At 54.3% G+C, this 23,531-nt stretch carries 21 protein-coding genes; all 21 read left to right on the top strand.

Annotated features, from left to right (window positions below; translation table 11 throughout):
- The first annotated feature begins 33 nt into the window (after window positions 1-33).
- The 21 genes from N5923_RS09020 to N5923_RS08920 all read left to right on the top strand — a co-directional run bounded on the left by N5923_RS09020 (window position 34) and on the right by N5923_RS08920 (window position 23,528).
- On the top strand, window positions 34-516 hold the full coding sequence (locus N5923_RS09020; RefSeq protein WP_267140603.1) for an Hcp family type VI secretion system effector: 483 nt from the start codon (window positions 34-36) through the stop codon (window positions 514-516).
- A gap of 200 nt (window positions 517-716) precedes the next feature.
- Window positions 717-1,601, top strand: coding sequence for a peptidoglycan-binding protein (locus N5923_RS09015; protein WP_267140602.1), 885 nt, complete (start codon window positions 717-719; stop codon window positions 1,599-1,601).
- 11 nt (window positions 1,602-1,612) lie between these two features.
- On the top strand, window positions 1,613-2,011 hold the full coding sequence (locus N5923_RS09010; protein WP_267140601.1) for a lysozyme inhibitor LprI family protein: 399 nt from the start codon (window positions 1,613-1,615) through the stop codon (window positions 2,009-2,011).
- An 89-nt stretch (window positions 2,012-2,100) separates the two neighbouring features.
- Entirely contained in the window at window positions 2,101-2,502 is a 402-nt protein-coding gene (locus N5923_RS09005) for a lysozyme inhibitor LprI family protein (RefSeq protein WP_267140600.1), read from the top strand.
- Window positions 2,503-2,699: 197 nt separating this feature from the next.
- Window positions 2,700-4,631 carry a type VI secretion system-associated FHA domain protein TagH gene (gene tagH / locus N5923_RS09000; RefSeq protein ID WP_267140599.1) on the top strand — a complete coding sequence of 644 codons (1,932 nt, stop codon included), beginning with the start codon at window positions 2,700-2,702 and terminating at the stop codon, window positions 4,629-4,631.
- Window positions 4,631-5,425, top strand: a complete 795-nt coding sequence (locus N5923_RS08995; protein ID WP_267140604.1) for a PP2C family protein-serine/threonine phosphatase — start codon at window positions 4,631-4,633, stop codon at window positions 5,423-5,425. Before tagH ends, N5923_RS08995 begins: the two co-directional genes overlap by 1 nt.
- 24 nt (window positions 5,426-5,449) lie before the next feature.
- Window positions 5,450-6,436 (top strand): hypothetical protein, encoded by a 987-nt coding sequence (locus N5923_RS08990; RefSeq protein WP_267140598.1) that lies wholly within the window; start codon window positions 5,450-5,452, stop codon window positions 6,434-6,436.
- 23 nt (window positions 6,437-6,459) lie between these two features.
- The gene (locus N5923_RS08985) at window positions 6,460-7,284 is read left to right on the top strand and encodes a type VI secretion system accessory protein TagJ (protein ID WP_267140597.1); all 825 of its coding nucleotides are present in this window, start codon (window positions 6,460-6,462) and stop codon (window positions 7,282-7,284) included.
- The gene (gene tssE / locus N5923_RS08980; protein ID WP_267140596.1) at window positions 7,277-7,846 is read left to right on the top strand and encodes a type VI secretion system baseplate subunit TssE; all 570 of its coding nucleotides are present in this window, start codon (window positions 7,277-7,279) and stop codon (window positions 7,844-7,846) included. The genes N5923_RS08985 and tssE overlap by 8 nt, the downstream gene beginning before the upstream one ends.
- A 2-nt stretch (window positions 7,847-7,848) precedes the next feature.
- A complete protein-coding gene (gene tssF, locus N5923_RS08975; protein WP_267140595.1) occupies window positions 7,849-9,717 on the top strand; it encodes a type VI secretion system baseplate subunit TssF in 1,869 nt (622 codons plus the stop codon).
- The gene (gene tssG, locus N5923_RS08970) at window positions 9,714-10,760 is read left to right on the top strand and encodes a type VI secretion system baseplate subunit TssG (protein ID WP_267140594.1); all 1,047 of its coding nucleotides are present in this window, start codon (window positions 9,714-9,716) and stop codon (window positions 10,758-10,760) included. Before tssF ends, tssG begins: the two co-directional genes overlap by 4 nt.
- 458 nt (window positions 10,761-11,218) lie before the next feature.
- Complete coding sequence (gene tssH / locus N5923_RS08965) at window positions 11,219-13,837, top strand: type VI secretion system ATPase TssH (RefSeq protein WP_267141139.1); 2,619 nt, start codon at window positions 11,219-11,221, stop codon at window positions 13,835-13,837.
- A 29-nt stretch (window positions 13,838-13,866) separates the two neighbouring features.
- Window positions 13,867-15,315 (top strand): serine/threonine protein kinase, encoded by a 1,449-nt coding sequence (locus tag N5923_RS08960; RefSeq protein ID WP_267141140.1) that lies wholly within the window; start codon window positions 13,867-13,869, stop codon window positions 15,313-15,315.
- 61 nt (window positions 15,316-15,376) lie between these two features.
- Window positions 15,377-17,644: a type VI secretion system Vgr family protein gene (locus N5923_RS08955; protein WP_267141141.1), complete on the top strand. Its 2,268-nt coding sequence runs from the start codon at window positions 15,377-15,379 to the stop codon at window positions 17,642-17,644.
- A 12-nt stretch (window positions 17,645-17,656) separates the two neighbouring features.
- The gene (locus tag N5923_RS08950) at window positions 17,657-18,043 is read left to right on the top strand and encodes a hypothetical protein (RefSeq protein ID WP_267141142.1); all 387 of its coding nucleotides are present in this window, start codon (window positions 17,657-17,659) and stop codon (window positions 18,041-18,043) included.
- A gap of 88 nt (window positions 18,044-18,131) precedes the next feature.
- Complete coding sequence (locus N5923_RS08945) at window positions 18,132-18,500, top strand: hypothetical protein (RefSeq protein WP_267141143.1); 369 nt, start codon at window positions 18,132-18,134, stop codon at window positions 18,498-18,500.
- 47 nt (window positions 18,501-18,547) lie between these two features.
- Window positions 18,548-18,934: a hypothetical protein gene (locus tag N5923_RS08940; RefSeq protein WP_267141144.1), complete on the top strand. Its 387-nt coding sequence runs from the start codon at window positions 18,548-18,550 to the stop codon at window positions 18,932-18,934.
- Window positions 18,935-19,070: 136 nt separating this feature from the next.
- Window positions 19,071-19,463, top strand: coding sequence for a DUF3592 domain-containing protein (locus N5923_RS08935; RefSeq protein WP_267141145.1), 393 nt, complete (start codon window positions 19,071-19,073; stop codon window positions 19,461-19,463).
- Window positions 19,464-19,499: 36 nt separating this feature from the next.
- Window positions 19,500-19,877 (top strand): hypothetical protein, encoded by a 378-nt coding sequence (locus tag N5923_RS08930; RefSeq protein ID WP_267141146.1) that lies wholly within the window; start codon window positions 19,500-19,502, stop codon window positions 19,875-19,877.
- Between the two features lie 43 nt (window positions 19,878-19,920).
- On the top strand, window positions 19,921-22,461 hold the full coding sequence (locus N5923_RS08925) for a DUF2169 domain-containing protein (RefSeq protein WP_267141147.1): 2,541 nt from the start codon (window positions 19,921-19,923) through the stop codon (window positions 22,459-22,461).
- A complete protein-coding gene (locus N5923_RS08920; protein ID WP_267141148.1) occupies window positions 22,458-23,528 on the top strand; it encodes a pentapeptide repeat-containing protein in 1,071 nt (356 codons plus the stop codon). The genes N5923_RS08925 and N5923_RS08920 overlap by 4 nt, the downstream gene beginning before the upstream one ends.
- Window positions 23,529-23,531: the final 3 nt, after the last annotated feature.

Raw genomic sequence — 23,531 nt, 5'->3', positions numbered from 1 at the left:
GCAACAATGTTAACTAAACAAGAGTAGATAACTATGGCTATTGATATGTATTTGAAGGTTGACGGTATTACTGGTGAGTCTAAAGACTCTAATCACACCGGATGGATTGATATCAGTTCTTTCTCCTGGGGTGCTTCACAGCCAGGTAATATGGCAACCGGCGGCGGCGGCGGTGCGGGTAAAGTAAACTTTAACGATCTGAGCGTTAACGCCAAAATCGATAAAGCAGTGACTGCAATTCTGAAAAACTGTGCAAGCGGCAAACACGTGGCCAAAGTTGAAGTTTCAGTGGCTAAAGCTGGCGGTACGCAGGTTGAATATACCCGCATTACCCTGGAAGACGTGCTGGTGACTTCTGTGCAGTTCGTTGGTTCAGAACACGACGACACCCTGGGCACAACCTATGCTTTCCAGGCAGCTAAAGTGAAACAGCAGTACTGGGAGCAGAGCGCTTCCGGTGGCAAAGGCGCAGAAACCAGCGCTGGCTGGGACATCAAAGGCAACAAAGAAGCGTAATACTCACTGTCCATTCTCTGCGGAGAATGGACAGTTTTTTTGCCGTTGTTTTTTTTAAAAGAAATAACCGCAAAGAATCACAATCGCGCGAATAACTTCAGGTAAAGGTTCGGGTATAGATAAGCCAGGGCTGAACGCTATTTAATCGCATCTGTTTCACAAGGATTTACCAAAATACTGATAATAAATGAGGAAATAAAATGAGTATCTTAGGTTCAGTGGGGTTGGGTGGTAAAAACCAATACGGTGATGTGAAAAAAGTTCAGCAGCTATTACAGCGTAATGGCTTCCCGCAAATTCGTGATGACGGGCGAATCGGCCCGAAAACTATCCAGGCGATTAAAGACTTTCAGGGGCGCTTTATGCGCGCTGATGGCATCGTAGATGTCAATGGCAAAACTTATACTCACCTGTTCCGTGGTACGGCGCCGGGCCGGCCGCCAGCCAGTGCGGCGCCAGCTGCGCCGGTCGATAATCACCCTTCCTCAGGCACGCTGACCGTCAGCGCCGGGCAAGTGACCTTTGATGCAGAAGGCAAAGATATACCAAACAAAGCCTTCTTTAGCCGTTATATCCACTGGCCGGGCAATGCGAAATCTGGCGTTACCCTCGGACGTGGCTACGATATGGGCGAACGTAGCGAAGCCAGTGTTTACAATCAGCTGGTGCAGGCCGGTATCCCGGCGCATCAGGCCACACTGCTCTCCAAAGGCGCAGGCAAAAAAGGCGAACAGGCCAACCAGTTCGTTATCCATAACCGTAACAGCACCGGCACCATCAGCCACCAGCAGCAGGTTCGGCTGTTTGAACTTATCTACCCGGATTATGTTCAGCGCGCCCGCAGCAATTACGATAACTGGACCGGGCAATATCCTGAGCGTACACAATGGGATAGTTTAAAGCCGGTGATTCGCGATATTCTGGTGGACTTTGTTTATCAGGGGTTTACCAAAGGTGAGCCACCGATGAAAGCAGGTATGACTAACGATGTGGATACGCTGATTTATTATATAGAGCACAGTGCTACCATGATGAGTTATGAAGCTGGTCGTAACCGGGCTGGTTACTTGAAGAAAAACCGTTAACAGGGCGTGTTATGAAGAAAATTTTAATCGCTGCCGCAATGCTGGCCGGCATGAGTATCAGTACTTCGCTTTGGGCTGCTGATTGTTCCAATCCTGACGTCAGCGCGCAAATCGACAGTTGTGCAAAGCAGGGCAAAGAAGCGGCAGAGCAGGCGTTGAATAAAGCCTGGACTGAAGCCAAAGGCCGTATCACTACGGCTTATAAGGCGGATGATAAACTGCAAAAGACCTATCAGCAGAACCTGCTCGATTCGCAGCGTGGCTGGCTGAAGTACCGTGACAATCAGTGCAAGATGCAGGCTTTCCTCGCCGAAGAGGGCACCGCTGCTTACGACACACTGACCAGCAATTGTATCAGCGAGATCAACCAGCAGCGTGTTGAGCAGTTAAAGCAGATCCCTTATCAGTGATAACACGCTGCAATGCATGACGACAGTAAGCAGCTTTATTGTCGTCAGCTTATTAACGACTCAGATTTAAGCGCCAATATAATATTACTATGAAAATCACCTGTTTCTCTGTTGTTGCCCTGTGTCTGGGATTTAGCGGTGTGGTGAATGCGATGGAAGATTGCTCTAAGAAAGCCAGTGATCCTGATGTATTTATTTGTGCCGAAACCAATAAAGTCACTGCTGAAAAAGAACTGAATACCGAGTATCTCAACGCCAGAAAAAGAGTCACAGTGGCTTTTTCTGCCGAGGAAACGGTTAAAAAAGAGTATATGACGGTTTTTACTGAGGTACAGCGTGGCTGGCTAAAGTATCGCGATAATCAATGTAAGCTTGAGGCGCATATCGCCGACAAAGGCTCTAATCCTTATATTGTGTTCACTAATAACTGTATTGCTCGTCTTGATGAGGAACGCACCGCGCAGCTAAAACAGATTCCGTATGATGGTTAATTTATAAATTCAGCAATTATAAGGCCATGATCAGGTGAATATAATTTTATATTATTAATTCGAACTGTATTTAGCCACAGCACCCCCTGTTATTAATAATGATTTATTTTCAGTGCCTGTATCGCGCGCGCCTTATACCTTATATAAGAAAGACGCGCGCGATACAGACACCGAATATACCTAAGCAGGAACCCGTTATGCGATTTACGATAATAACGAACAAACCTGGCCATCAACCGCCGCAAACCAGCTGTGATTTTTTACCGCCAGGCGGCACCATTGGTCGTGGAGCGGATAATAATCTGGTATTGCCGGATGATAACCGCACCATCTCACGCTTGCAGGCGATTGTGCATATTGCCGCCAGTGGCGAATGCCGTATTACCAATCGCGGTAATGTGACCTTAGTACTCCTGAATGATATTCCGCTGGAGCGCGGCCGTCAGGTTGAGTTACAGGATGGCGATGTGCTGGGTATTGATGATTACCAGCTGGTAGTCAATGAAATCGGTAGTCAGCCGCGTCCGGCGCAACCGGTCGCTACGCCACGCCCGACGCCGCCGCCGGTGCAGCCACAGACCGCGCCGCCGGTGCAGCCACAGCCGCAGCCGCAGCCACAGCCACCCGTGCAGCAGGCCACCGCGCCAGCCGCCACCGCTGAAGGTAAACCTGCCGCTATCCCGACAGAAATCTGGGACAGCCTGGTGCAGGAGTTTTCTATTTCCGACAGCCTCTCCGCCACGCGCAAAAATCCGCTGGCGCCAGAGAGCATTGATCATATCAATCCGCTGATGGCCTCGCCGTCGCCGGAGCGCAATCCGGATGATCCGCTGGCGCAGCTGCTGGCCAGCGATGACGCGCTGAAAGCCAGACAAAGCAACGATCCTAACGATCTGTTTGGCGGCGACGGACTGTTCGATGGTGAAAGTATTCTTGATGACCGCTCGCCGTCGACACTGGCGAAGCAGCCACTGATGCCGGAACCGGAGCAGCATAAAGCCGATCCGCAGCAGGATCCGCTGGCGTTATTCGGCGGTCATGAAGCAGGTGCCAGCAACGCCATCAGCCAGGATGATCCATTGGGTCTGATGATGAGCGGCGCTAAACCGTTAACCGCGCCGGAAAGCAGCCCGCCTGCCGCGAAAGCACCTGAGGTTGCGCCGGAACCCTCGACGATTTATACCCCGGAACCGTCACCGATTCCTGATGCGGAACCGATGGTTAGCCATGCAGCGGAAACGACGCCGCCACCAGCCGCCAGCGCAGAGACATCACCGGAACTGGCGGATCTGGAAGCTTCGCCGCTGTTTGCTGAGCTGCCTTCTAACCAGGATATCAGTGAAACCTCTAACGTCGTCTACAGCGGTATCACGCTGCCGACACCGCAGGCGGTTGCGCGTAATCCGGTGCCGCCGCCAAAAGGACGTTTACGTATCGATCCGGTGGATTATCGCAGCGCGCCGCAGGCAAAACGCGCGGCCAGCACGCCACCTCCAGCGGGTAACGGCACGTCGCTGGAAGGCGAACTGTTGCAGTCACTGATCGACGGCATGGGCCTCAACGATCTGCAGCCAGTACCGCAGTTTGATAAAGCGCAGATGTATCAGTTAGGCCAGATGCTGAGCATGTTCTCGCAGGGTACGGTCGCGCTGCTCTCCTCGCGTTCGATTCTGAAGCGCGGCGTAAAAGCTGAAATGACCGTGATCCTCGACGAAGCCAATAACCCGTTTAAGCTGCTGCCGTCGGGTAAATCAGTATTGATGCAGATGTACGGCAGCCGTATGCCGGGCTTTATGGCCCCGAGCCAGTCAGTGCGCGATGCACTGATCGACTTGCAGGCTCACCAGCTCGGCATGATTGCCGGGATCCGCGCGATTATCGCCTCGATGTTGCAGTCGTTTAACCCGGAGCAGCTGGAAGCTGAAGCGCGCGAAGAGGGTATTACCTCGCGTATCGGTTTCTCCAGCAGTCGCAAGGCGGCGCTCTGGGAACACTTCACTCAGCGCTATAAAGAGACCGCTGGCGAAATCGAAGACGACTTCCATACCCTGTTTGGCGAAGCTTTCCTGCACGCCTACGACATGGAAGTTAACCAGTACAAAGACTCTCAGAACCGATCGGACAAATGATAAATATCAATATTGCCTCGATATCGAAGCAGGGCGACCGCGCCAGTAACCAGGATCAGACTGGTGAAAGCGTCGGTGAGCGCTCTGCCTGCTTTGTGGTTTGTGACGGCGTTGCTGGCTTTCCCGGTGGTGATGTGGCGGCGAAGCTCGCCCGCGACACCATCCTGGACAGTTTCGACGCCGATCAGCACCTCAATGCCCAGCGTATCCGTGACTTTGTCGGCGAAGCCAATACGGCGATTCGTCAGGCGCAGCAGGATACGCCGACCTTTCACCGTATGGGCACCACGCTGGTTGGTCTGTTTATTGATCGCGATTACCAGCTGGCCTACTGGACACATGCTGGCGACAGTCGTCTCTACCAGTTCCGCCGTGGTTATGTGCGGGAAATGACCACCGACCACAGCCTGGTGCAGCAGATGACCGATGCCGGGCACTCCGCTGAAGGCATCAACAGCAATCTGCTCTATTTTGCCCTCGGTATGGGTGATGAAGAGCGCGACGCCAGCTACAGCGACGTGGTGCCGATCGAAGATGGTGACGTCTTCCTGCTCTGCACCGATGGCTTCTGGCACGGTGTGGCGGCGCGTCAGATGGAGCAGTCGCTGCATATGGTCAATACGCCGGATGAGTGGCTGACCCTGATGCAGCAAATTATCGATACCCAGCCACGCCAGCCGGGAGAAAAACAGGATAACTACAGTGCCCTCGCGGTCTGGGTCGGATCGCCCCAGGACACCACACTGCTGCATTCACTGGCTGAGGCGGCGCAATTTTTTCCCCCTCGGGACTAAACACAGCTTTGCGCAAGGAACCCTATGAAATACTGGCTATCGGGCGTTTTAGCCCTCTGCATGGCGGGCAGTGCCGCCGCTGAAAACTTCCAACTGGTTTACTCTCCCACTCTGAAACTGGAAATCTGGATCGACAATGTAAAAAATAAAAACGTCTCAAGCTGGTGCGCCAGAGAAGTCCCGCTGCGCATTGTCTCGCGTGAGAGTAAAGATCCCGAAGTATTGAAGGCGTTCCTGCCGCGCGTCAGCGGGCTGATGAGTTCTGAATGTAACTCATTGCGCAGCCTGAACTGGCAGATGAATGACAACGCCGGCAATGCCCTGGCGGAAGGCAGCGCCCACAAGGCGAATAACTGGGCAGTGGAAATCACCCCGCCGCCAGCGCCAGCAGTCTCTGAAGCACCTGCTGAGCCAGCGGCTGAAACCGCAGCGCCAGCGCCGACGCCGGAAGAGTTGTCACCGGCTGCCGATACCACACCATGGTTACAGTTCAGTCTGATTAATGGTTGTCATTTCCGCACCTGGTGGAACGATGCCAGCCAGACCTCGGCGCTTTTTGTGCCGGGCAAAGCAGAGATGAAATGTAGCGATGATGGCTGGCTGCACGGGCAGAGCACGATGACCCGCAGCGAAAACGGCGCGACTAAAACCACCCGTGTCACTTTTGTCAGCGGTTTCCCGGTTGAAGGACTGAAAAAGAGTGATGACGCCCTGCGCATCACCACCGTCAACAACGAACGTATGGTGCTGCGTAATGACAAGTCACCGCAGAGCTGGCTGATCCTGCCATGGCAGCCGCAGAGCAACAGCTGGAGCGCAAACGGTGTGATTGCGGTACAGATGACGCCGCAGGAAGCCAGCGACGAAGATATGTTAAAAGCGCGGGTTAACGAAGTGCGCAAAAGCTGGGGCAGTTATCTGAACAGCGACAAACAACCTATCGGACTGGTGCAAGCCCTCTCGCCGCAGTTAAAAGATCCCGCAGCAGGTGCGTTCCGCACCCTGAAGTAACCGACGCCCTCTGAGGAGCCATGATGCATTCATTTTCACAACTGATGGACGGACAATCGCTGGCTGAGGCGTTAAGCGCGGTGGAAAACCGCATTCGCGCTGAGCCAGCCAATGCCGATCATCGTGCGGCGCTGGTGCAACTGCTGTGCCTGAATGGCCAGTGGCAGCGCGCCCGTGCGCAGATGAAATCCTGGCTGGCGCTAAAACCACAGGCGCAGCCGACGATCACGCTGCTGGATCAGTGTATTGCCGCGGAAATCGCCCGTGCTGCGGTATTCGCCGGTGAAGCCGCGCCGCGCCTGCCGGGCGAAGGCGCGGAGTGGGTCAGCGAGCTGCACCAGGCGCTGGTCGCTGAACGCCAGGGCGACAACGCGCGCGCCGCCACGCTACGTGCGGCGGCGCTCGATAGCGCGCCACTGAGTCCGGCGCAGCTCTGGCTGCAGGACGACGAGCAGGGGCAGGCGGTGGAGTGGTTAACCGATGGCGATGGCCGACTCGGGCCGGTGTGTGAAATGGCGGTCAATGGTCAGTACTACTGGCTGCCGTTCTCGTTGATCAGCGAGATGCAGTTCCAGCCTCCGGCCAGCGTCACCGATCTGGTGTGGCGTCATACACTGGTGCAGCTGGTGGATGGTAGCGAGCAGGTTTGCCAGATCCCGCTACGCTATCCGTTTGACGAGCAGGCGTCTGATGCGGTGCGGCTGGCGAAAGTCACCGAATGGCACAGTAATGATGAACTGACCTTTACCGGCAGCGGCCAGAAAGCCTGGCTGGATGCGGAACAGCAGTTTCCGCTGCTGAATCTGACGCGGCTGGTATTTGACGCAGCGGAGTCCGGCGATGAGTGACTCCTTTAATGCTTACGGCCACGATCTGCTTCACGGCGGTTTTCGCCAGCGCAGCAAAAAAGAGAGCCTCAGTGCCCGCGATAAACTGCAGCCGTCACTGCTGGACCGCCTGACCGACGATGCGCCGCATAAAACCAGCGAAGCGGCGCATAACACCCTGATTTCCCACACCACCCTGCGACGCAATGTGCTGCGTGATTTGCAGTGGCTGTTTAACTGCATCAACAGCGAAGCGGTTTACGACCTTGATGGCTATGACGAAGTACGGCGCTCGGTGGTTAATTTTGGCGTGGTGCCGCTGTCGGGTAAACGCATGTCCGATATTGAGTGGGGCGATATTCAGCGCAAACTCACCGACGCCATTCTCAATTTTGAACCACGTATTCTGCCGCAGGGATTGCAGGTGCGCTGTATTTCGGAGCTGAAATCCCTCGATCTGCACAACGTGCTGTCGATTGAGATTAAAGGGCGGCTGTGGTGCGTGCCCTATCCGCTGGAGTTTCTGTTCCGCACCGATGTGGATCTGGAAAACGGGCATTTCAAGCTGGAAGACATAGGCTAATTATGGACAGCAAACTTCTCGACTACTACAACCGTGAACTGGCGTATCTGCGCGAAATGGGCGCCGAGTTTGCCCTGCGCTATCCAAAAGTCGCGGGACGTCTGGGAATGCGCGGCATAGAAGTGGCCGATCCCTACACTGAGCGTCTGATGGAGGGGTTTGCCTTTCTGACGTCGCGTGTGCAGTTAAAAATGGATGCCGAGTTCCCGCGTTTTTCCCAGCGTCTGCTGGAGATGATTGCGCCGAACTATCTTGCGCCAACCCCTTCAATGGCCATCGCCGAACTGCATCCGGACAGCAGCAAGGGCGATATCCGCAACGGTTTTAATGTGCCGCGCGGCACCATGATGGACAGTCTGACGCTGAAAAAAAGCGGCGTCACCTGTAGCTACACCACCGCGCAGGATGTGATGTTGCAGCCGATCCGTATCCAGCAGGTGGAGCTGGGCGGTGTACCGGCAGATGCGCCGCTGAATCAGCTTGGTCTGGGCCAGCGAGGCGCCGCCAGTGCGCTGCGTATTCGTATCGCCTGTGACGAAGCGGTGTTACTGAACCATCTTAGTTTCGATAATCTGACCTTCTTCCTCAGTGGCCCGGATATTCAGGCGACAAAACTGCTTGAGCTGATTATGGCGCATGGCGTCGGCCAGTTCTGTCAGACGGTAGAAAAACAGCCGCAGCGCGTGACGCTGGCGGATGATGCACTGCGTCACGAAGGTTTCGCTGCCGACCAGGCGTTATTGCCGGAAGATATGCGCAACTTTGAAGGCTATCGTCTGCTGCATGAATATTTTGCCTTCCCGCAGCGCTTTCAGTTTTTCAGTCTGCATGGCCTGCGTCCGCTGCTGGCGCGCAGCCCGACGGCGCGCGAATTTGAAATCGTGGTGCTGCTGGATAAAAGCGAACCGGCGCTGGAACGGGTGGTGGATGTCTCGCATATGGCGCTGCACTGCACCCCGGTGATCAACCTTTTCCCGCGGGTGGCCGAGCGGCAGAAGCTGAATGAAGGGCAGTTCGAATATCATCTGGTGGTGGATAATATCCGTCCGCTGGATTACGAAGTGTTCTCCGTCAGTAAGCTGTATGCCAGCGGCGGTAAGCAGGAGCAGGTGTTCCGGCCTTTCTGGAGCACCTACGGCAATGATGATGGCAACTACGGCGCCTATTTCTCCCTGCGTCGTGAGCAGCGAACCCTGTCCGAACAGGCGCAACGTTACGGCACCCGTACTGGCTATGTCGGTTCGGAAGTGTTTCTCACCCTGGTAGATGAGAAGCAGTCGCCGTGGAGTGATGAGCTGACTCACTTTACTACCGATGTGCTCTGCACCAGCCGCGATCTGCCACTGATGCTGATCCAGCAAGGGCAGGCGAATTTCGTGATGCCGGATTCGATTCCGGTGAAGCAGCTGACCTTGCGCAAAGATCCGACGCCGCCGCGCCCGTCGCTGGCGGAAGGACTGAACACCTGGCGGCTGGTCAGCCATCTGCAAATGAACTATCTCAGCCTGATGGAGCAGGATCAGGGCAAAGGCAGCGGCGCATTGCGCCAGATGTTAGGGCTGTACGCCAATCTCGCCGAAGCGCCGATTGCCCGTCAGATTGAGGGTATCCGCCACTGTCAGCTGCGTGCGGTCAACCGCCGGGTGCCGGAGCCGGGTCCGATTGTGTTTGCGCGCGGCGTGGGTATCGATCTGAAGGTCGACGAGCAGGCCTTTTCCGGCAGCAGCCCGTGGTTAATGGGCAGCGTGCTGGAACGCGTCTTCTCGCGTCTGGTATCGATGAACAGCTTTACGGAGATGTCGCTTTCCAGCCAGCAGCGTGGTGATATCGGCTGGTGGGCGCCGCGGATGGGCAAAAGGACGTTGTTATGAGCCCGGAAACCAGTGCGCCTCTGCAAATCCAACAGTTACACCGCCTGCCTGCCGGTTTCTGGCCGCAGCGCAATGCGACGCCGTGGCGGTTTGACCTGTTTCAGCTGCTGCGTCGTCTCGATGCGCAGGCCGGACAGCGCTACCTGCTGGGACGCGCGCCGCAGCCGCGTCATGAGCCGCTGCGCATTGGCCAGCAGCCTTCGCTGGCGTTTGCCCCTTCGACGCTGGCTGAAGTCAGACCGCGCGAAGGCAGCGAGCTGCATGATGTCAGCATTCTCAGCTTCGGCCTGTTTGGGCCGAACGGGCCGCTGCCACTGCATATGACCGAGTACGCGCGCGACCGTGTTTATCATCATCAGGACAGCAGCCTTACCGCCTTTGCCGACCTGTTTCACCACCGGCTGACGCTGTTGCTGTATCGCGCCTGGGCCGATGCGCAACCTACCGTTTCCCTCGACCGCCCTGGCGATCGTCCGTTTGAAAACTACCTCGCCAGCCTGATTGGTATGGGGCAACCCGCCCAGCTTGAGCGCGGCAGTCTCAGCGCCCATGCGCGGTTTGCCGCGGCGGGGCATCTTAGCCGCCAGGCACGCGATGCTGAGGGGCTGGAAAAGATATTACGCCTCTATTTTCAGGTGCCGGTGACGGTGGTGCAGAACGTACCGCAGTGGATGGCGATTGATAAGCGCGAGCAGGCGCGGCTGAAAGCCGGACGTGGTATGCCGCGACTTGGCGAGTCTGCGTTTCTCGGCGTGGCGGTGCGCGATGTGCAACATAAAGTGCGTGTTGAACTCGGGCCGCTGTCGCTGGAAGCCTATAACCAGTTTCTGCCCGGTGAGCCAAAAGCCACCCAGTTGCGTGACTGGCTGCGCCAGTATTTTGGTATCGAATTTTGCTGGGAGGTGCGCCTGTTGCTTGCCAGCGATCAGGTGCAGGGCAGCCGTCTCGGCGCCGCGCAGCGGCTGGGTTACAGCAGCTGGCTGGGTACGCAACCACAGCCGCAAGCGCGCGGAGATTTAACCTTTAGCCCGGAACCAGCGTAGGGGCGGCGCCTAAAACGGGAGCCGAGAACGGCTCCCCTACGGTCACTGAAACACTGTAGGGGCGGCGTTTTCGCCGCCCGTGGCAGCGACCTGGAACAATGTAGGGGCGGCGTTTTCGCCGCCCGTGGCAGCGACCTGGAACAATGTAGGGGCGGCGTTTTCGCCGCCCGTGGCAGCGACCTGGAACAACGTAGGGGCGGCGTTTTCGCCGCCCTTGGCAGCGACCTGGAACAACGTAGGGGCGGCGTTTTCGCCGCCCTTGGCAGCGACCTGGACACTGTAGGGGCGGCGTTTTCGCCGCCCGTGGCAGCGACCTGGACAATGTAGGGGCGGCGTTTTCGCCGCCCGTGGCAGCGACCTGGAACACTGTAGGGGCGGCGTTTTCGCCGCCCGTGCCAATGATTTGCACCAACCTTAAATAGTTTTTTTCTTCAGACCACACGCAAACGAGAACAATTATGTCAGAAATCAGCCGTGCCGTTCTGTTCGGTAAACTCGATACCCTGTTGTTCCGCTCACTGGAGAGCGCGACCTCCTTTTGTAAGCTGCGCGGTAACCCCTACGTGGAGCTGGCGCACTGGCTTCACCAGCTGCTGCAACATCAGGACGGCGATCTGCAACTGCTTATCCGTCACTTTTCGCTGGATGAAGCGGCGTTAACTCAGGATGTGGTCACTGCGCTCGATCGTCTGCCGCGTGGCGCCAGTGCGGTCGCCGATCTCTCTGAGCATATCGACAGCGCGGTTGAACGCGCCTGGGTCTATGGCTCGCTGAAATTTTCCAGCGGCAAAATCCGCGGCGGCCATCTGCTGCTCGGCCTGCTGAACACCTTTAATCTGGCCAGTGTGCTGAAAAGCATCTCTCCGCAGTTTGCACGTATTAATGCCGCGCTGCTGGCGGAGCAGTTCGATGCGATTCTCTCAGGCAGCAGCGAAGCGCAGCAGATGGAAGCGCTTGCCGCTGACGCCGCGGAAGGTGTGCCGCAGGCAGCAAAAGGTACGCTGGCGCAGTATGCGCAGGATCTCACCGCGCGGGCGCGCGATGGCAAAATTGATCCGGTGGTTGGCCGTGACGACGAGATCCGCCAGATGGTGGATATTCTGATGCGTCGTCGTCAGAACAACCCGCTGCTGACCGGTGAAGCGGGTGTCGGTAAAACCGCTGTCGTCGAAGGTCTGGCGCTGCGTATTGCCGCTGGCGATGTGCCGCCGCCACTGCAGGACGTTCAGCTGTGGCTGCTGGATCTCGGTCTGCTGCAGGCGGGCGCCGGGATGAAAGGCGAGTTTGAGGCGCGTCTGCAAGGGCTGATTAATGAAGTGCAGTCCAGCCCGACGCCGATCATTCTGTTTATCGATGAGATCCACACCCTGGTGGGTGCGGGCGGTCAGCAAGGCACCGGCGACGCCGCCAATATGATGAAACCGGCGCTGGCGCGCGGTCAGCTGCGTACCATTGGCGCCACCACCTGGGCGGAATATAAGAAATATATCGAGAAAGATCCGGCGCTGACCCGTCGTTTCCAGACGGTGCAGATTCAGGAGCCGGACGAAGAGAAAGCGACGCTGATGCTGCGCAGCACCGTCAGCCCGCTGGAGAAACACCATCGCGTGCTGCTGCTCGATGAAGCGGTTAGCGCAGCGGTGCGCCTGTCGCATCGCTATATTCCGGCGCGTCAGTTGCCGGATAAAGCGGTGGCGCTGCTGGATACTGCCTGCGCCCGCGTTGCGGTCAGCCAGAGCGCCCGTCCGGCGCAGCTGGAAGATTGCTGCCATCGCATTGATGCGCTGGATGTGGAGCTGGAGATCGCCGGTCGTGAAGCGCGTGTCGGTCTGAATAATGCCGAGCGCGTCGCTCAGTTGCAGGCGCAGCGCGCGCTACTGGATGAAGAGCGTCAGGCGCTGGAAGATCGCTGGCAACAGGAGCGGGTGCAGGTTGATGCGATTATCGCCCTGCGCGCGCAGCTGCATGATGCGGAAGAAGAGGCTATCGCGGCATTAAAAACCGAGCTGGAAGCCAGCCAGCAGGCGCTTAAAACCTTGCAGGGCGAAACGCCGCTGCTGTTTGCGGCGGTGGACGCCAATGTGGTGGCGACTGTGGTTTCCGACTGGACCGGCATCCCGCTGGGCCGGATGGTGAAAAACGAAATTGATGCCGTGCTGCAACTGGCCGACACCCTGAATACCCGGGTGATTGGTCAGCGTCACGGACTGGAGATGATTGCCCGTCGCGTGCAGACTTCACGTGCGCGCCTGGACGATCCTAACAAGCCGGTTGGGGTATTTATGCTGTGTGGCCCGTCCGGTGTCGGTAAAACCGAAACCGCGCTGGCGCTGGCGGAAACCCTGTACGGTGGTGAGCAGAATATTATCACCATCAATATGAGCGAATTCCAGGAAGCGCATACCGTCTCCACCCTGAAAGGCGCGCCTCCGGGCTATGTCGGTTACGGCGAAGGTGGCGTGCTGACTGAAGCGGTGCGCCGTCGTCCTTACAGCGTGGTACTGCTGGATGAGATTGAAAAAGCGCATCCGGATGTTCATGAAATCTTCTTCCAGGTATTTGATAAAGGCTGGATGGAAGATGGTGAAGGACGTCTGATTGATTTCCGCAATACCCTGATTATTCTTACCTCTAACGTCGGAACCCAGTTAATCAGCGGGTTGTGCGCCGATCCGGAACTGATGCCGGAACCTGAAGCGCTGACTACCGCGCTGCGTGCGCCGCTGCTGGAAGTGTTCCCGCCTGCGCTGCTGGGTCGTCTGCTGGTGGTGCCGTATTACCCGCTAAGCGATGAGATGCTGGCGATGATTGTGCAGCTGCAACTGGGACGTGTTGAACGTCGCCTGCTGGAAAACCACAATATCGTGGCCCGTTTTGATGATGAGGTCATTGCGCAGATTGTTAAACGTTGTACCGAAGTCGAATCCGGCGGCCGCATGGTCGACGCCATATTAACCAATACCCTGTTGCCGCAAATGAGCCAGATTTTACTGTCGGCCTCGGCACGCGATGAGAAATTCCGCCAGCTACATGTCACCTTGCAGCAGGGCGAGTTTCACTGTCAGTTTGAGGCATGATGCCGTCAGTCACGAGAGAGTTGTCTACTATGTCGGAAATGGATAACAAAAAATCACTGCCCAACGCCTTGCCGGTGGGCTATCGCTTTAACGAGTTTGAAATCAAAGAGGTCATTGGTGGTGGCGGCTTTGGCATTGTCTACCGTGCCTGGGATCACCAGTTAGAGCGCACCATTGCCATTAAAGAGTTTATGCCTTCATCGCTGGCGGTGCGCAGCGAAGACCTTAATCTGGTGCTGCGCAGTGAGCGATTCAGCAAAACTTTTCACGCCGGACTGAATAGCTTTATTCAGGAAGCGCGGCTGCTGGCGCGGTTTAATCACCCGAATATGCTGCATGTGCTGCGTTTTTGGGTGCAGAACGACACCGCCTATATGTGTACCCAGTTTTACAGCGGCACCACGCTTTCCACCATGGCCGCTGAGCGTCCGGAATCGATTAGCGAAGCCTTTATTCGTGGCGACCTGTTGCCACCGCTGATTGGCGCTATCCGCCTGATCCATAACGAAGGTTATCTGCATCGCGATATCTCGCTGGATAATATTCAGATCCAGGCCAATATGCGCCCGGTGTTGCTTGATTTTGGTTCGGCGCGTAAAGCGATTGGCAATATGTCCGATGAAACCGAAACCATGCTGAAACCGGGTTTTGCGCCGATCGAGCAGTACAGCGACGGCGACGAAAACGAGCAGGGCGCCTGGACCGATATCTATGCGCTGGGCGCAGTGCTGCATACGCTGATTACCGGCGCGCCGCCAGCGGTGAGCGTGGTGCGCAGTATTGAAGACAGCTACGTGCCGCTGACGCAGCGCCGTCCGGCGGGTTACTCGCTGGCGCTGTTGCAGGCTATCGACAAGATGCTGTCGCTCTATCCGGCCGATCGTCCGCAGGATATGGATCAGCTGGCCGGGCTGTTGCAGCTGACGGATGCGGATATTAACGAATCGCTGCTGGCGCGTCCTGGCGGACCGGGCACCATGCTGGTGCCGGTGAAAAGCGAGGAAGAAGCCGCGCCTGAAGCGGCGAAACCGGTTACCGCACGTCGCTGGCTGCTGCCTGCGCTGGTGGCGGCAGGGGTGCTGGTCGGTATCGGCATTGGCGCACTGGTCGTTGGTGGTGGTGATGAACCGGCCTCCGGCGCCAGCAATGCACCAGCGGCGACGCAGGAGAGTGCGCCGCAGAATGCGCCAGCGGCCGACAGCGCGCCGACGGCCAGTGAGACACCGGCGGCACAGCCGTCTGTTGCTCCGCCACCACCGCCACCTGAACCTGTTGCGCAGGTGTACCTCAAACTGCGTCAGGGTGATGAGCTGACGCTGAATGGTCAGGATCAGGCGGTAGTGCCTTCGGTAAATGGTTTTGCCAGCCTGCAACTGCCGCCTGGCGAGTATCAGATTGTGATCACTAATCATGGCCAGCAGCGTCAGCAGAAAATCACTGTCGGCGAAGAAGGGGTTTGGATCATCAATCCGCAGTAATTCCACGCATTTCCCCGCAGACGCCGTACTGGCGTTTGCGGCCCGCTTTAAGAGGCTCTCTATGTTTGACCGTATTACCGTAACCACCCCTGCGGGTGACGGCGCACTGATGTTCTGGAAACTTTCCGGGATGGAAGTGGTGTCGCGTTCCTTTGCGCTGGATGTCAGCCTGTTAAGTACCGATGCACGCCTCGATCGTAAGGCGATGCTGGGGCAGCCGATCACCGTCACTATCCCCACACAGGGGGTGACGGCGGCGCCACGCTATCTTAACGGCAAGATCACCTCGGTAAATGTGCAGAGCACTGAACTCAACGGAACGCGTTATGCGGTTTATACCCTGCATATGGAGTCGGATCTGTGGCCGATGTTGCGCGACCGTAATCAGCGCATTTTCCAGAACCAGCGGGTGCCGGATATTATAAAAACGGTGCTGAGTGAATACGGTGTGCATGTCGAAGATAAGCTGACCGGCGAGTACCGTAGCTGGGAATACTGCGTGCAGTACCAGGAGAACAGCTACAGCTTTATTTCGCGTCTGATGGAGCTGGAGGGGATTTACTTCTTCTTCAACCATGAAGCCGACAAACATACGCTGGTGCTGATGGATTCCGCCGGAGCGCATCAGCCGTACAGCGGTTATGAAGTGATTCCGTATCACGTCAGCGAGTCTGGTGGCAGCACCAGTGAAGAAGGGATTGGTCAGTGGGCGATCAGCGAACGCGTAACGCCGGGCATCTACAGCATTGACGATTATGACTTCCGTAAACCGAACGCCTGGCTGTTCCAGGCGCGGCAGAACCCGGCTTCACCGTCGCCAGGTCAGATTGACTACTACGAATGGCCGGGACGTTTTGTCGATCACAGCCACGGTGAGTTTTACGCCCGTATCCGTCAGGAAGAGTGGCAGGCAGAGCATCAGCGCATCGACGCCGTCGGTACCGCGCTGGGGATTGTACCGGGTCATACCTTTACTCTTGGCCAGCCGCCTTATGCCAGCGACAGCGGCGACTACCTGGTGGTCAGCGCGGCTTATACCCTTGAAGAGAATACCTACGCCAGCGGCAGTGGCGGCGGCAGCGTGCATAAGATCAACTTTGTCGTGATCCCGGCGGATATCACCTTCCGCTCGGCGCAGCGCACCGAATGGCCGCGTACTCATGGTCCACAGACCGCGCGTGTAGTAGGACCAGAGGGTGAATCGATCTGGACCGACCGTTATGGCCGGGTGAAGGTGAAATTCCACTGGGACCGTCATGCTAAAGGCGACGATACCAGTTCCTGCTGGGTGCGCGTCTCCAGCGCCTGGGCCGGACAGGGCTTTGGCGGTATGCAGATCCCACGCGTCGGCGATGAGGTAGTGATCGATTTTATTAACGGTGACCCTGATCGGCCGATTATTACTGGCCGTGTTTATAATGAAGCCAGTATGCCGCCGTGGGCGCTGCCTGCCGCTGCAACTCAGATGGGCTTTATGACGCGCAGTAAAGATGGGCATATCGATAACTCCAGCCACCTCTATTTTGAGGATAAACCTGGCAGCGAGATGATCGCCATGCATTCCGAGAAAGATATGAAAATCTCGGTGGAAAATGATAAAACGGTGGATATTGATGGCAATCGCACCACTACCATTGGTAAAGAACAAAAGCATGATGTGACGGGTGACGGTACCTTTTATTACCGTGCAAAACGTACGACTACTGTCGATCAAGAAGAAACTAAGCTCTTTAACAACAGTGAAAAAACTAAAATCACCAACGGTCGCGAACTGGAGATTGTGAGTGGTGGTGATAAAAGTGATATCACAGGCGATCAAGAGATCGCATTGAAGGGTAATCGAATCAGTTCGACCACCGGTAATGAAACGGTTCATGTGGAAGGTTCAAGGGATGAAACCATTGATAAAGGCCACAAACTCACTATTAGCACGGGCGGTCAGAATCAAACCATTACCGGGGATGTGGCGGTAAAAGTCGATGGAGAATGGAGTCAAAACACTACGGGTCAGATCACAATACAATCTCCGCAACAGATAACCATCAAGAGTGGGACTAAGGTGTTTATTGACTCGCCGATATTTGAGAGAAATGATGTTGAGAAAACCAGTTTTGCTCAAGATGTTAAAGACATTATGAATAAATACATTTCTATAACAGTGGGAAGTGTTGCCTTAAAAGCAGTAAGCGTAGCTGCTACAGGCGCTGATATTTCCTATAAACGCGTCACATTCGGTAGGACTGTAGTTAATGCTACAAGGGTTGAAGGTGCCAGGGTTGATAGCGGCAGTCTCAGAACAGCACTGTTTGCCTTATACATGGTATCATAATTAGAGGTTATTATGTCACTTGCAAGTGTTATTAATGCGATTTTAGCAGTTATTGTTTTTGGTGTTATTTGGTATTTTTCCGGTAAGATTGTCAAAGGGTCTCAAACCCGGGAGAAGAATATTATGGAAAATGGCACCAGTATAAATGTTACTATATTATCTATGAAGCAAAATGGATTGTTTCTCAATAATAATCCTGTAGTTGAGATGAAATTGAAAGCAGCAGATAAAGAGAAAAAAGAAAGCTGGTTAGTTGAAAAACATAATGAAACAGCATTGCTGATTGCACTGGATGCGTACCAGGTTGGTAATGTTTATGAGGCAAAGCTGGGTAAGAATAAAGAGGATATATTGTTTGTCAGAGATGCAAGTGGCAGACCTGTTCCGGCACAGCCTTAAGCAGGTTAATTTCTCTTATGCTGTATCAGAATGGGGTGGCGAAAGCAATGCTCCATTCTGCAAACAAAAAAATGTAAAGCTCTAATTTATGGGAATAGCAAGTTTTGCAATGTGGAGTCTAATCATCGCCTCCGTGGTGATATTCATTATTGTTATTATAGGTGTGCGTAACTCTATTGCTTCTGCACGCAATAACGAAGATATAAAAAGAAATGGCAAAGAGGTTATAGCGCTTATCACTACAGCGACGCAGCATAAAAATAAAAATGCTGAGGGATTATTATCATTGCAATTAATTGTCGAATTTAATGTCGGGAATGAAAAAACTATCACGCAAAAGGATATATTGGTTAAGATTTTTCATGCTGATGATTTTAAAATCGGTAAAAATATCACAATCCGCTATAAAGAAAACAAGCCAGAAGAAATCGTAGTCCTGGGAAATGCGACAAACTAATATAAATATTGTGGAAGGTTAATATGTGATTCTTTGAGGGGTTGTTTATGTCGCTCGCTAATATTCTTAATGTGGCTCTCACTTTTTTCATTATTGCTGCTTGTTATTACTTCGCTAATAAAATTATAAAAGGAAATCAGCGTCGTGAAAAACATCTTATGGAAAACGGTATCAGCATAATTATCACCATCCTGTCGATGAAGCAAACGGGGTTATTTCTTAATAATAACCCTGTGATTGAAATGAACCTTAAGGCAGAAAATATAGATAAGAATGAAAGCTGGTTAATTGAAAAGCATAATGAAACGGCTTTAGTCATCGCACTGAATGATTATCAGGTTGGTAATGTCTACCACGCTAAAGTTGGTAATAATAAAAATGATATCGTATTTATCAAGGATGAAAGTGGAAAACCTGTTCCGATACTTCCTTAGCATCGGGCGGCGAGAACGCCGTCCCTACAACCATATGACAAACCTAAATCTTATGTAGGGGCGGCGTTCTCGCCGCCCTGAGCACACTTTTGCTATTTTAAATTGTATTTTATTAAACCATAAATCGATTGTTATTATGAATATAGTAAACTATTTTGTTACGCTGCCCTTAATGATAATACCTTTAATTGTGATTGGTTTTATGATATATGCCGTTCTCTCCGTTAATGCCCGCTCGCGTGAACACAAGAGACTTAAAGAAAACGGCACCGAAACCACCGGCCAGATAACCAATATCGCCAGCCGGTCAGGCGGCAATTCTGCCTATGTTAATGTCACGATTACCGCAACTTATTTTAATAAAGATACTAATCAAAAATGCAAAGGTAGTGGTGATGCAGTTATTGATATTATTAAGGCGGAAAATTATCAACCAGGTAAAAACGTTCAGCTAATTTATAATAATGAAAAGCCAGATTTGATTTTTTTATTGATACCTCATCCCTTAATGGAGAGGATGAAAAAATGATCTTGTCTTTTTCACCATATAAACAATGAGTGCAATATGGATTTCGGTATTATAGCTATCATTATCAGCACAGCGTTTTTCTTTTTATTGATATTTTCATCTCTGCGCGGCCTTAAAGATTCTAAAGGCGATCTCACTAAAATAAAACACTGGCTTAATCTTCGTACCGGAAAGGGCGATCTAGCCGATGGCACTTTGCTGAGCTGGCATCAAACCGAAACAACATACGGTGAAGATTATCTGTTTTTAATGACGCTGCTGAGTAATGTCGAAGGTGAAGAAAAAGAATATCAGGCCGTCGGATTAGTCAGAGCCAGTAAAATTCATCTACTTAAAAAAACGTTGCCCCTGACCATTAAGTATCAGGGTACTCCACCCAAGAAAATGTCTGTTATTAATGTGCAATATGACTGATACACAGAACCTTGTCTCACGATCTTCTTAAAGGACGCTGTGCATGAAGATTATTAAACCGCTGCGCCTTAGCGTGCTGCACCGCCCATTTCGCTTACAGGGAAAAAACCACCTCGGTGTCTCAGTGATGGCGCTGGCTGATATGGGGAAAAATCCTCAGCTACGCCCGGAAATGGAGTTGTGGCAACTGGCGGGTGATGAGTTGCAGGCCAGCGGCGGTGTGATTGATATGGCGATGCCGAAAGCGCGCGCCGAATTCCTCGCCACCGGCTTTGCTTACAGCCATCATCAGCAGGATAAAACAGCCTGTGCGGTACGGATTGAAATCGAAAATCTGACTAAAACGCTGGCCGTCTCCGGCGACCGTTTCTGGTCAGGCTCCAGACCGACCCCGCCACGTACTTTTGACCAGATGCGCCTCGACTGGAGTCGCGCTTATGGTGGCGAAGGCTATGCTGATAATCCGCACGGTATCGGCGCGGTGAATGAAATGCAGGATGGCGTTGAGTTTCGCCGTCTGCCAAATATCGAAGCCTTAAATGCGCGCATCTCTTCTCCCGGACAGAAACCGGAACCGGCCAGCTTTGGTCCGCTGGATATCCAGTGGCCACGCCGCATGAGCCGCATGGGAAAACAGTACGACGCGAACTGGCTGCAGAATGATTTCCCCGGCTTTGCGCGCGATATCGACTGGCGGGTATTTAACGCCGCCAGCCCGGATCAGTGGTGGGACGAGCGTGACAGCTTGCCGCCGCTGGCGCAGTGGTCGATCTGGAATATGCATCCGCAAAAGCCGCTGCAACAGGGAACCTTGCCACCCTGGCAGGCGCGCTGTTTTATCAATCGCCAGCGCGCGGATGAAACTTTGTTTGAAGAGATCCTGCTACGCGCCACCACGGTGTGGTTCTTTCCCCATCTGGAACAGATGCTACTGATCTGGCAGGGCAACACCCGCATTAATGAAGATGATGCTGCGGATGTCTTACATCTGATGCCCGCGCTGGAAAAAACCGGCGCGACACGTTCGCATAATCACTATCGCAAAGTCCTCACTCAGCGCCTTGATAAAGAGAAAGGCGCGCTGTTCGCTTTCCGCGAAAAAGATCTGATCCCGGAAGAAACCATCGGTCCGTGGATTGACAGCGAAGTGCAGGAATCGCAGAGCCCGATGCGCGATAACCTGAAAAATCGCGCCAGCCAGATGCGTGAACAGCATCGCGCACGGATGGAAGAGCAGGGTGGCGATATCAGCGATCTGCTGGCGGATTTTGACGAGCCGGAAATCCCCAAACTCGATGAGCTGCCGGAATTTATCGAGAAGATGGAGCGCCAGGCCGAAGAGATGAAGGCGCAGGCCGAGGAACGCAAAAAAGAGATGGAAGCGCGTTTTCCGCAGCATAGCGATCAGGACAATTTGCCGCGCGGGCCGGACTCCATGCACCGCATGCAGGAGATGTTGCACAACAACAAAGAACATTTTAGTGAGAAGAAGCTGGAGCAAAGCCGCGAGTCGCTGCACAAGATGTACCTGATGTCAGTGCAGAATCAGCCACCGGCGGTGCGTCTGAAAGGGGATATTGCGCTGATTATCCGTCAGCGTGCGGAACGTACGCAGGCGCAGGGCGGTGATTTCAGCGGTATGGATCTGACTGGTGTTGATTTCTCCGGCATGGATCTGCGCGGCGCGCGTTTTAATAAAACCCTGCTGGAGTGCGCCGATCTCAGCCATTGCCAGCTCGATGGCGCGGACTTTACCGAAGCGATGCTGGCGCGTGCAGAGCTTCAGGAAACCTCACTGCGCGACTGCAATTTTACCGGTGCCAGTCTGGCGCTGGCGCAGTGTCTGCACAGTGACTTCAGCAATGCGCAGTTTAAAGAAACGCAGCTGGATGAAGCGCTGTTTGATAACTGCACCTTTGATGGCGCCACGCTGGATGGCCTGCTGCTGCGAAATAGCTGGTTAACCCGCTGTCGCTTCCATCAGGCGCAGCTGGAAGGCTGTGTGTTTATGGATCTGACGCTGCCGCAACCGGATTTCAGCGGGGCGCGACTAAATAAAACCACCTTTATCAAATGCATCCTTGAAGCCGCCATTTTTAGCGGCGCGCAGCTGGAAAGCTGTTCGTGGGTGGAAAGCCAGCTGGAAGCGGTAAAGTTTGACGGCGCAACGCTGATTACCTGCGCGGCGGCCTCGGAAACTACGCTGGCCGGCGCGGACTTTACCCAGGCGACGCTAAAACAGAGCAACCTGCGTCAGACGGTGCTGACCGGGGCGAAATTCACCCTGGCGAAGCTGGAGAACACCGATCTCAGCGAAGCGCTGTGCCAGGGCAGCGACTTCACTCGCGCTAATCTGGTTGGCAGTATGTTTGTACGCACTGATTTTCGTCAGACCAATTTTACCGACGCCAACCTGATGGGCGCGTTGCTGCAAAAAACACAGCTGGCAGGCGCTAACTTCAGCAATGCCAATCTGTTTCGTACTGACCTGTCGCAATCCTTTACCGATGAGCACACCCGCCTGACCGGCGCGTGGACGAAACGCGTCAAAACGCTGCCGAAGCGTGATGGAGAAGTAATATGAGCGCTCTGAGCGCAGCTGAACTGCAACAGCGGATAAAAAACGGTGAAGCGATCCTGGAGATCGATCTTGATGGACTGGATCTTCAGGGATGCGATCTTTCCGGTGGCATTTTCCAGGAAGTGTCGTTGCAGGGTGCGAACATGCAGGGCGCCAATCTGCAGGAAACGGTGTTTACCGAATGCCAGCTGGATGCGGTCAATCTCAGCGGCGCCAGGCTGGAGCAGACGGTATTTAACCAGTGCGAGATGGATAAACTCAACGCCAGCGGCTTGCGGCTGGTCGAGTGCGTGTTTAATCAGTGCGCGCTTGCCGATAGTGACTTCTCCCACAGCGAACTGGATAAAAGCCAGTTTATGCGCTGCACGCTGGATCGCAGCCGTTTCAGCCAGGCAAAACTGGATCGCTCCACCTTTTTCGAATCGCCGATGCCGGGCGCGCATATCGATCAGTGCCACTGTCTGCTGACTACCTTCTTCGGTATCGACCTGCGCGAAACTAACCTGGCGGCAACCCAGTGTGAACGGGTGGTGTTTTTCGCCTGCGACCAGCGTGGCAAAAGCTATGCGCAGCAGCAGTTTACCGGCTGCCAGTTTACCGATAACCAGCTTGATAACGTCAACTTCTCCGGCGCTCAGCTGACGCAGTGCAATTTTAAAGGCGCGTCACTGAAGGGCGCACAGCTGCGGCAGGTCAACGCCACGCAGGCGTTGTTTATGGAAGCCGATCTCAGCGGCGCGCAGTGTCAGAGCAGTCTGTTCGACCAGGCGATGTTTGTCGGTTCCTGCCTGGATGGCGCGGACTTTAGCCAGAGCCGGTTATTCCAGAGCATTCTGCAACAGGTGAAAGCGGTAAAAACCCGTTTTGCCCTGTGCAACCTGACTTACAGCGACTTCTCAGGCGCTGATGTCTGTATGGCGGACTTTCGTGGCGCCACCTTTTCCCGCACGCGCTTCCATCGCGCGCGCCAGGAGAATGCCCTGTTTTCCGACCGCAAGGGCATTCTTGAATATGATGAAGAATTACTGGCTGCCGAGGCCTGGAGCATTCAGCGCCAGAGCCGCAGCTGAGGA

Source organism: Winslowiella arboricola (genome assembly GCF_025527015.1).
Lineage (GTDB): Bacteria > Pseudomonadota > Gammaproteobacteria > Enterobacterales > Enterobacteriaceae > Erwinia > Erwinia arboricola.
Note: the sequence above shows the minus strand (reverse complement) of the source record. Positions and strands in the feature narration are given on the sequence as shown.

Bases quoted from the DNA above. Each gene is read 5' to 3' on its own strand.
- N5923_RS09020 (WP_267140603.1), top strand. From the start codon at position 34: ATGGCTATTGATATGTATTTGAAGGTTGACGGTATTACTGGTGAGTCT.
- N5923_RS09015 (WP_267140602.1), top strand. From the start codon at position 717: ATGAGTATCTTAGGTTCAGTGGGGTTGGGTGGTAAAAACCAATACGGT.
- N5923_RS09010 (WP_267140601.1), top strand. From the start codon at position 1,613: ATGAAGAAAATTTTAATCGCTGCCGCAATGCTGGCCGGCATGAGTATC.
- N5923_RS09005 (WP_267140600.1), top strand. From the start codon at position 2,101: ATGAAAATCACCTGTTTCTCTGTTGTTGCCCTGTGTCTGGGATTTAGC.
- tagH (WP_267140599.1), top strand. From the start codon at position 2,700: ATGCGATTTACGATAATAACGAACAAACCTGGCCATCAACCGCCGCAA.
- N5923_RS08990 (WP_267140598.1), top strand. From the start codon at position 5,450: ATGAAATACTGGCTATCGGGCGTTTTAGCCCTCTGCATGGCGGGCAGT.
- N5923_RS08985 (WP_267140597.1), top strand. From the start codon at position 6,460: ATGCATTCATTTTCACAACTGATGGACGGACAATCGCTGGCTGAGGCG.
- tssE (WP_267140596.1), top strand. From the start codon at position 7,277: ATGAGTGACTCCTTTAATGCTTACGGCCACGATCTGCTTCACGGCGGT.
- tssF (WP_267140595.1), top strand. From the start codon at position 7,849: ATGGACAGCAAACTTCTCGACTACTACAACCGTGAACTGGCGTATCTG.
- tssG (WP_267140594.1), top strand. From the start codon at position 9,714: ATGAGCCCGGAAACCAGTGCGCCTCTGCAAATCCAACAGTTACACCGC.
- tssH (WP_267141139.1), top strand. From the start codon at position 11,219: ATGTCAGAAATCAGCCGTGCCGTTCTGTTCGGTAAACTCGATACCCTG.
- N5923_RS08960 (WP_267141140.1), top strand. From the start codon at position 13,867: ATGTCGGAAATGGATAACAAAAAATCACTGCCCAACGCCTTGCCGGTG.
- N5923_RS08955 (WP_267141141.1), top strand. From the start codon at position 15,377: ATGTTTGACCGTATTACCGTAACCACCCCTGCGGGTGACGGCGCACTG.
- N5923_RS08950 (WP_267141142.1), top strand. From the start codon at position 17,657: ATGTCACTTGCAAGTGTTATTAATGCGATTTTAGCAGTTATTGTTTTT.
- N5923_RS08945 (WP_267141143.1), top strand. From the start codon at position 18,132: ATGGGAATAGCAAGTTTTGCAATGTGGAGTCTAATCATCGCCTCCGTG.
- N5923_RS08940 (WP_267141144.1), top strand. From the start codon at position 18,548: ATGTCGCTCGCTAATATTCTTAATGTGGCTCTCACTTTTTTCATTATT.
- N5923_RS08935 (WP_267141145.1), top strand. From the start codon at position 19,071: ATGAATATAGTAAACTATTTTGTTACGCTGCCCTTAATGATAATACCT.
- N5923_RS08930 (WP_267141146.1), top strand. From the start codon at position 19,500: ATGGATTTCGGTATTATAGCTATCATTATCAGCACAGCGTTTTTCTTT.
- N5923_RS08925 (WP_267141147.1), top strand. From the start codon at position 19,921: ATGAAGATTATTAAACCGCTGCGCCTTAGCGTGCTGCACCGCCCATTT.
- N5923_RS08920 (WP_267141148.1), top strand. From the start codon at position 22,458: ATGAGCGCTCTGAGCGCAGCTGAACTGCAACAGCGGATAAAAAACGGT.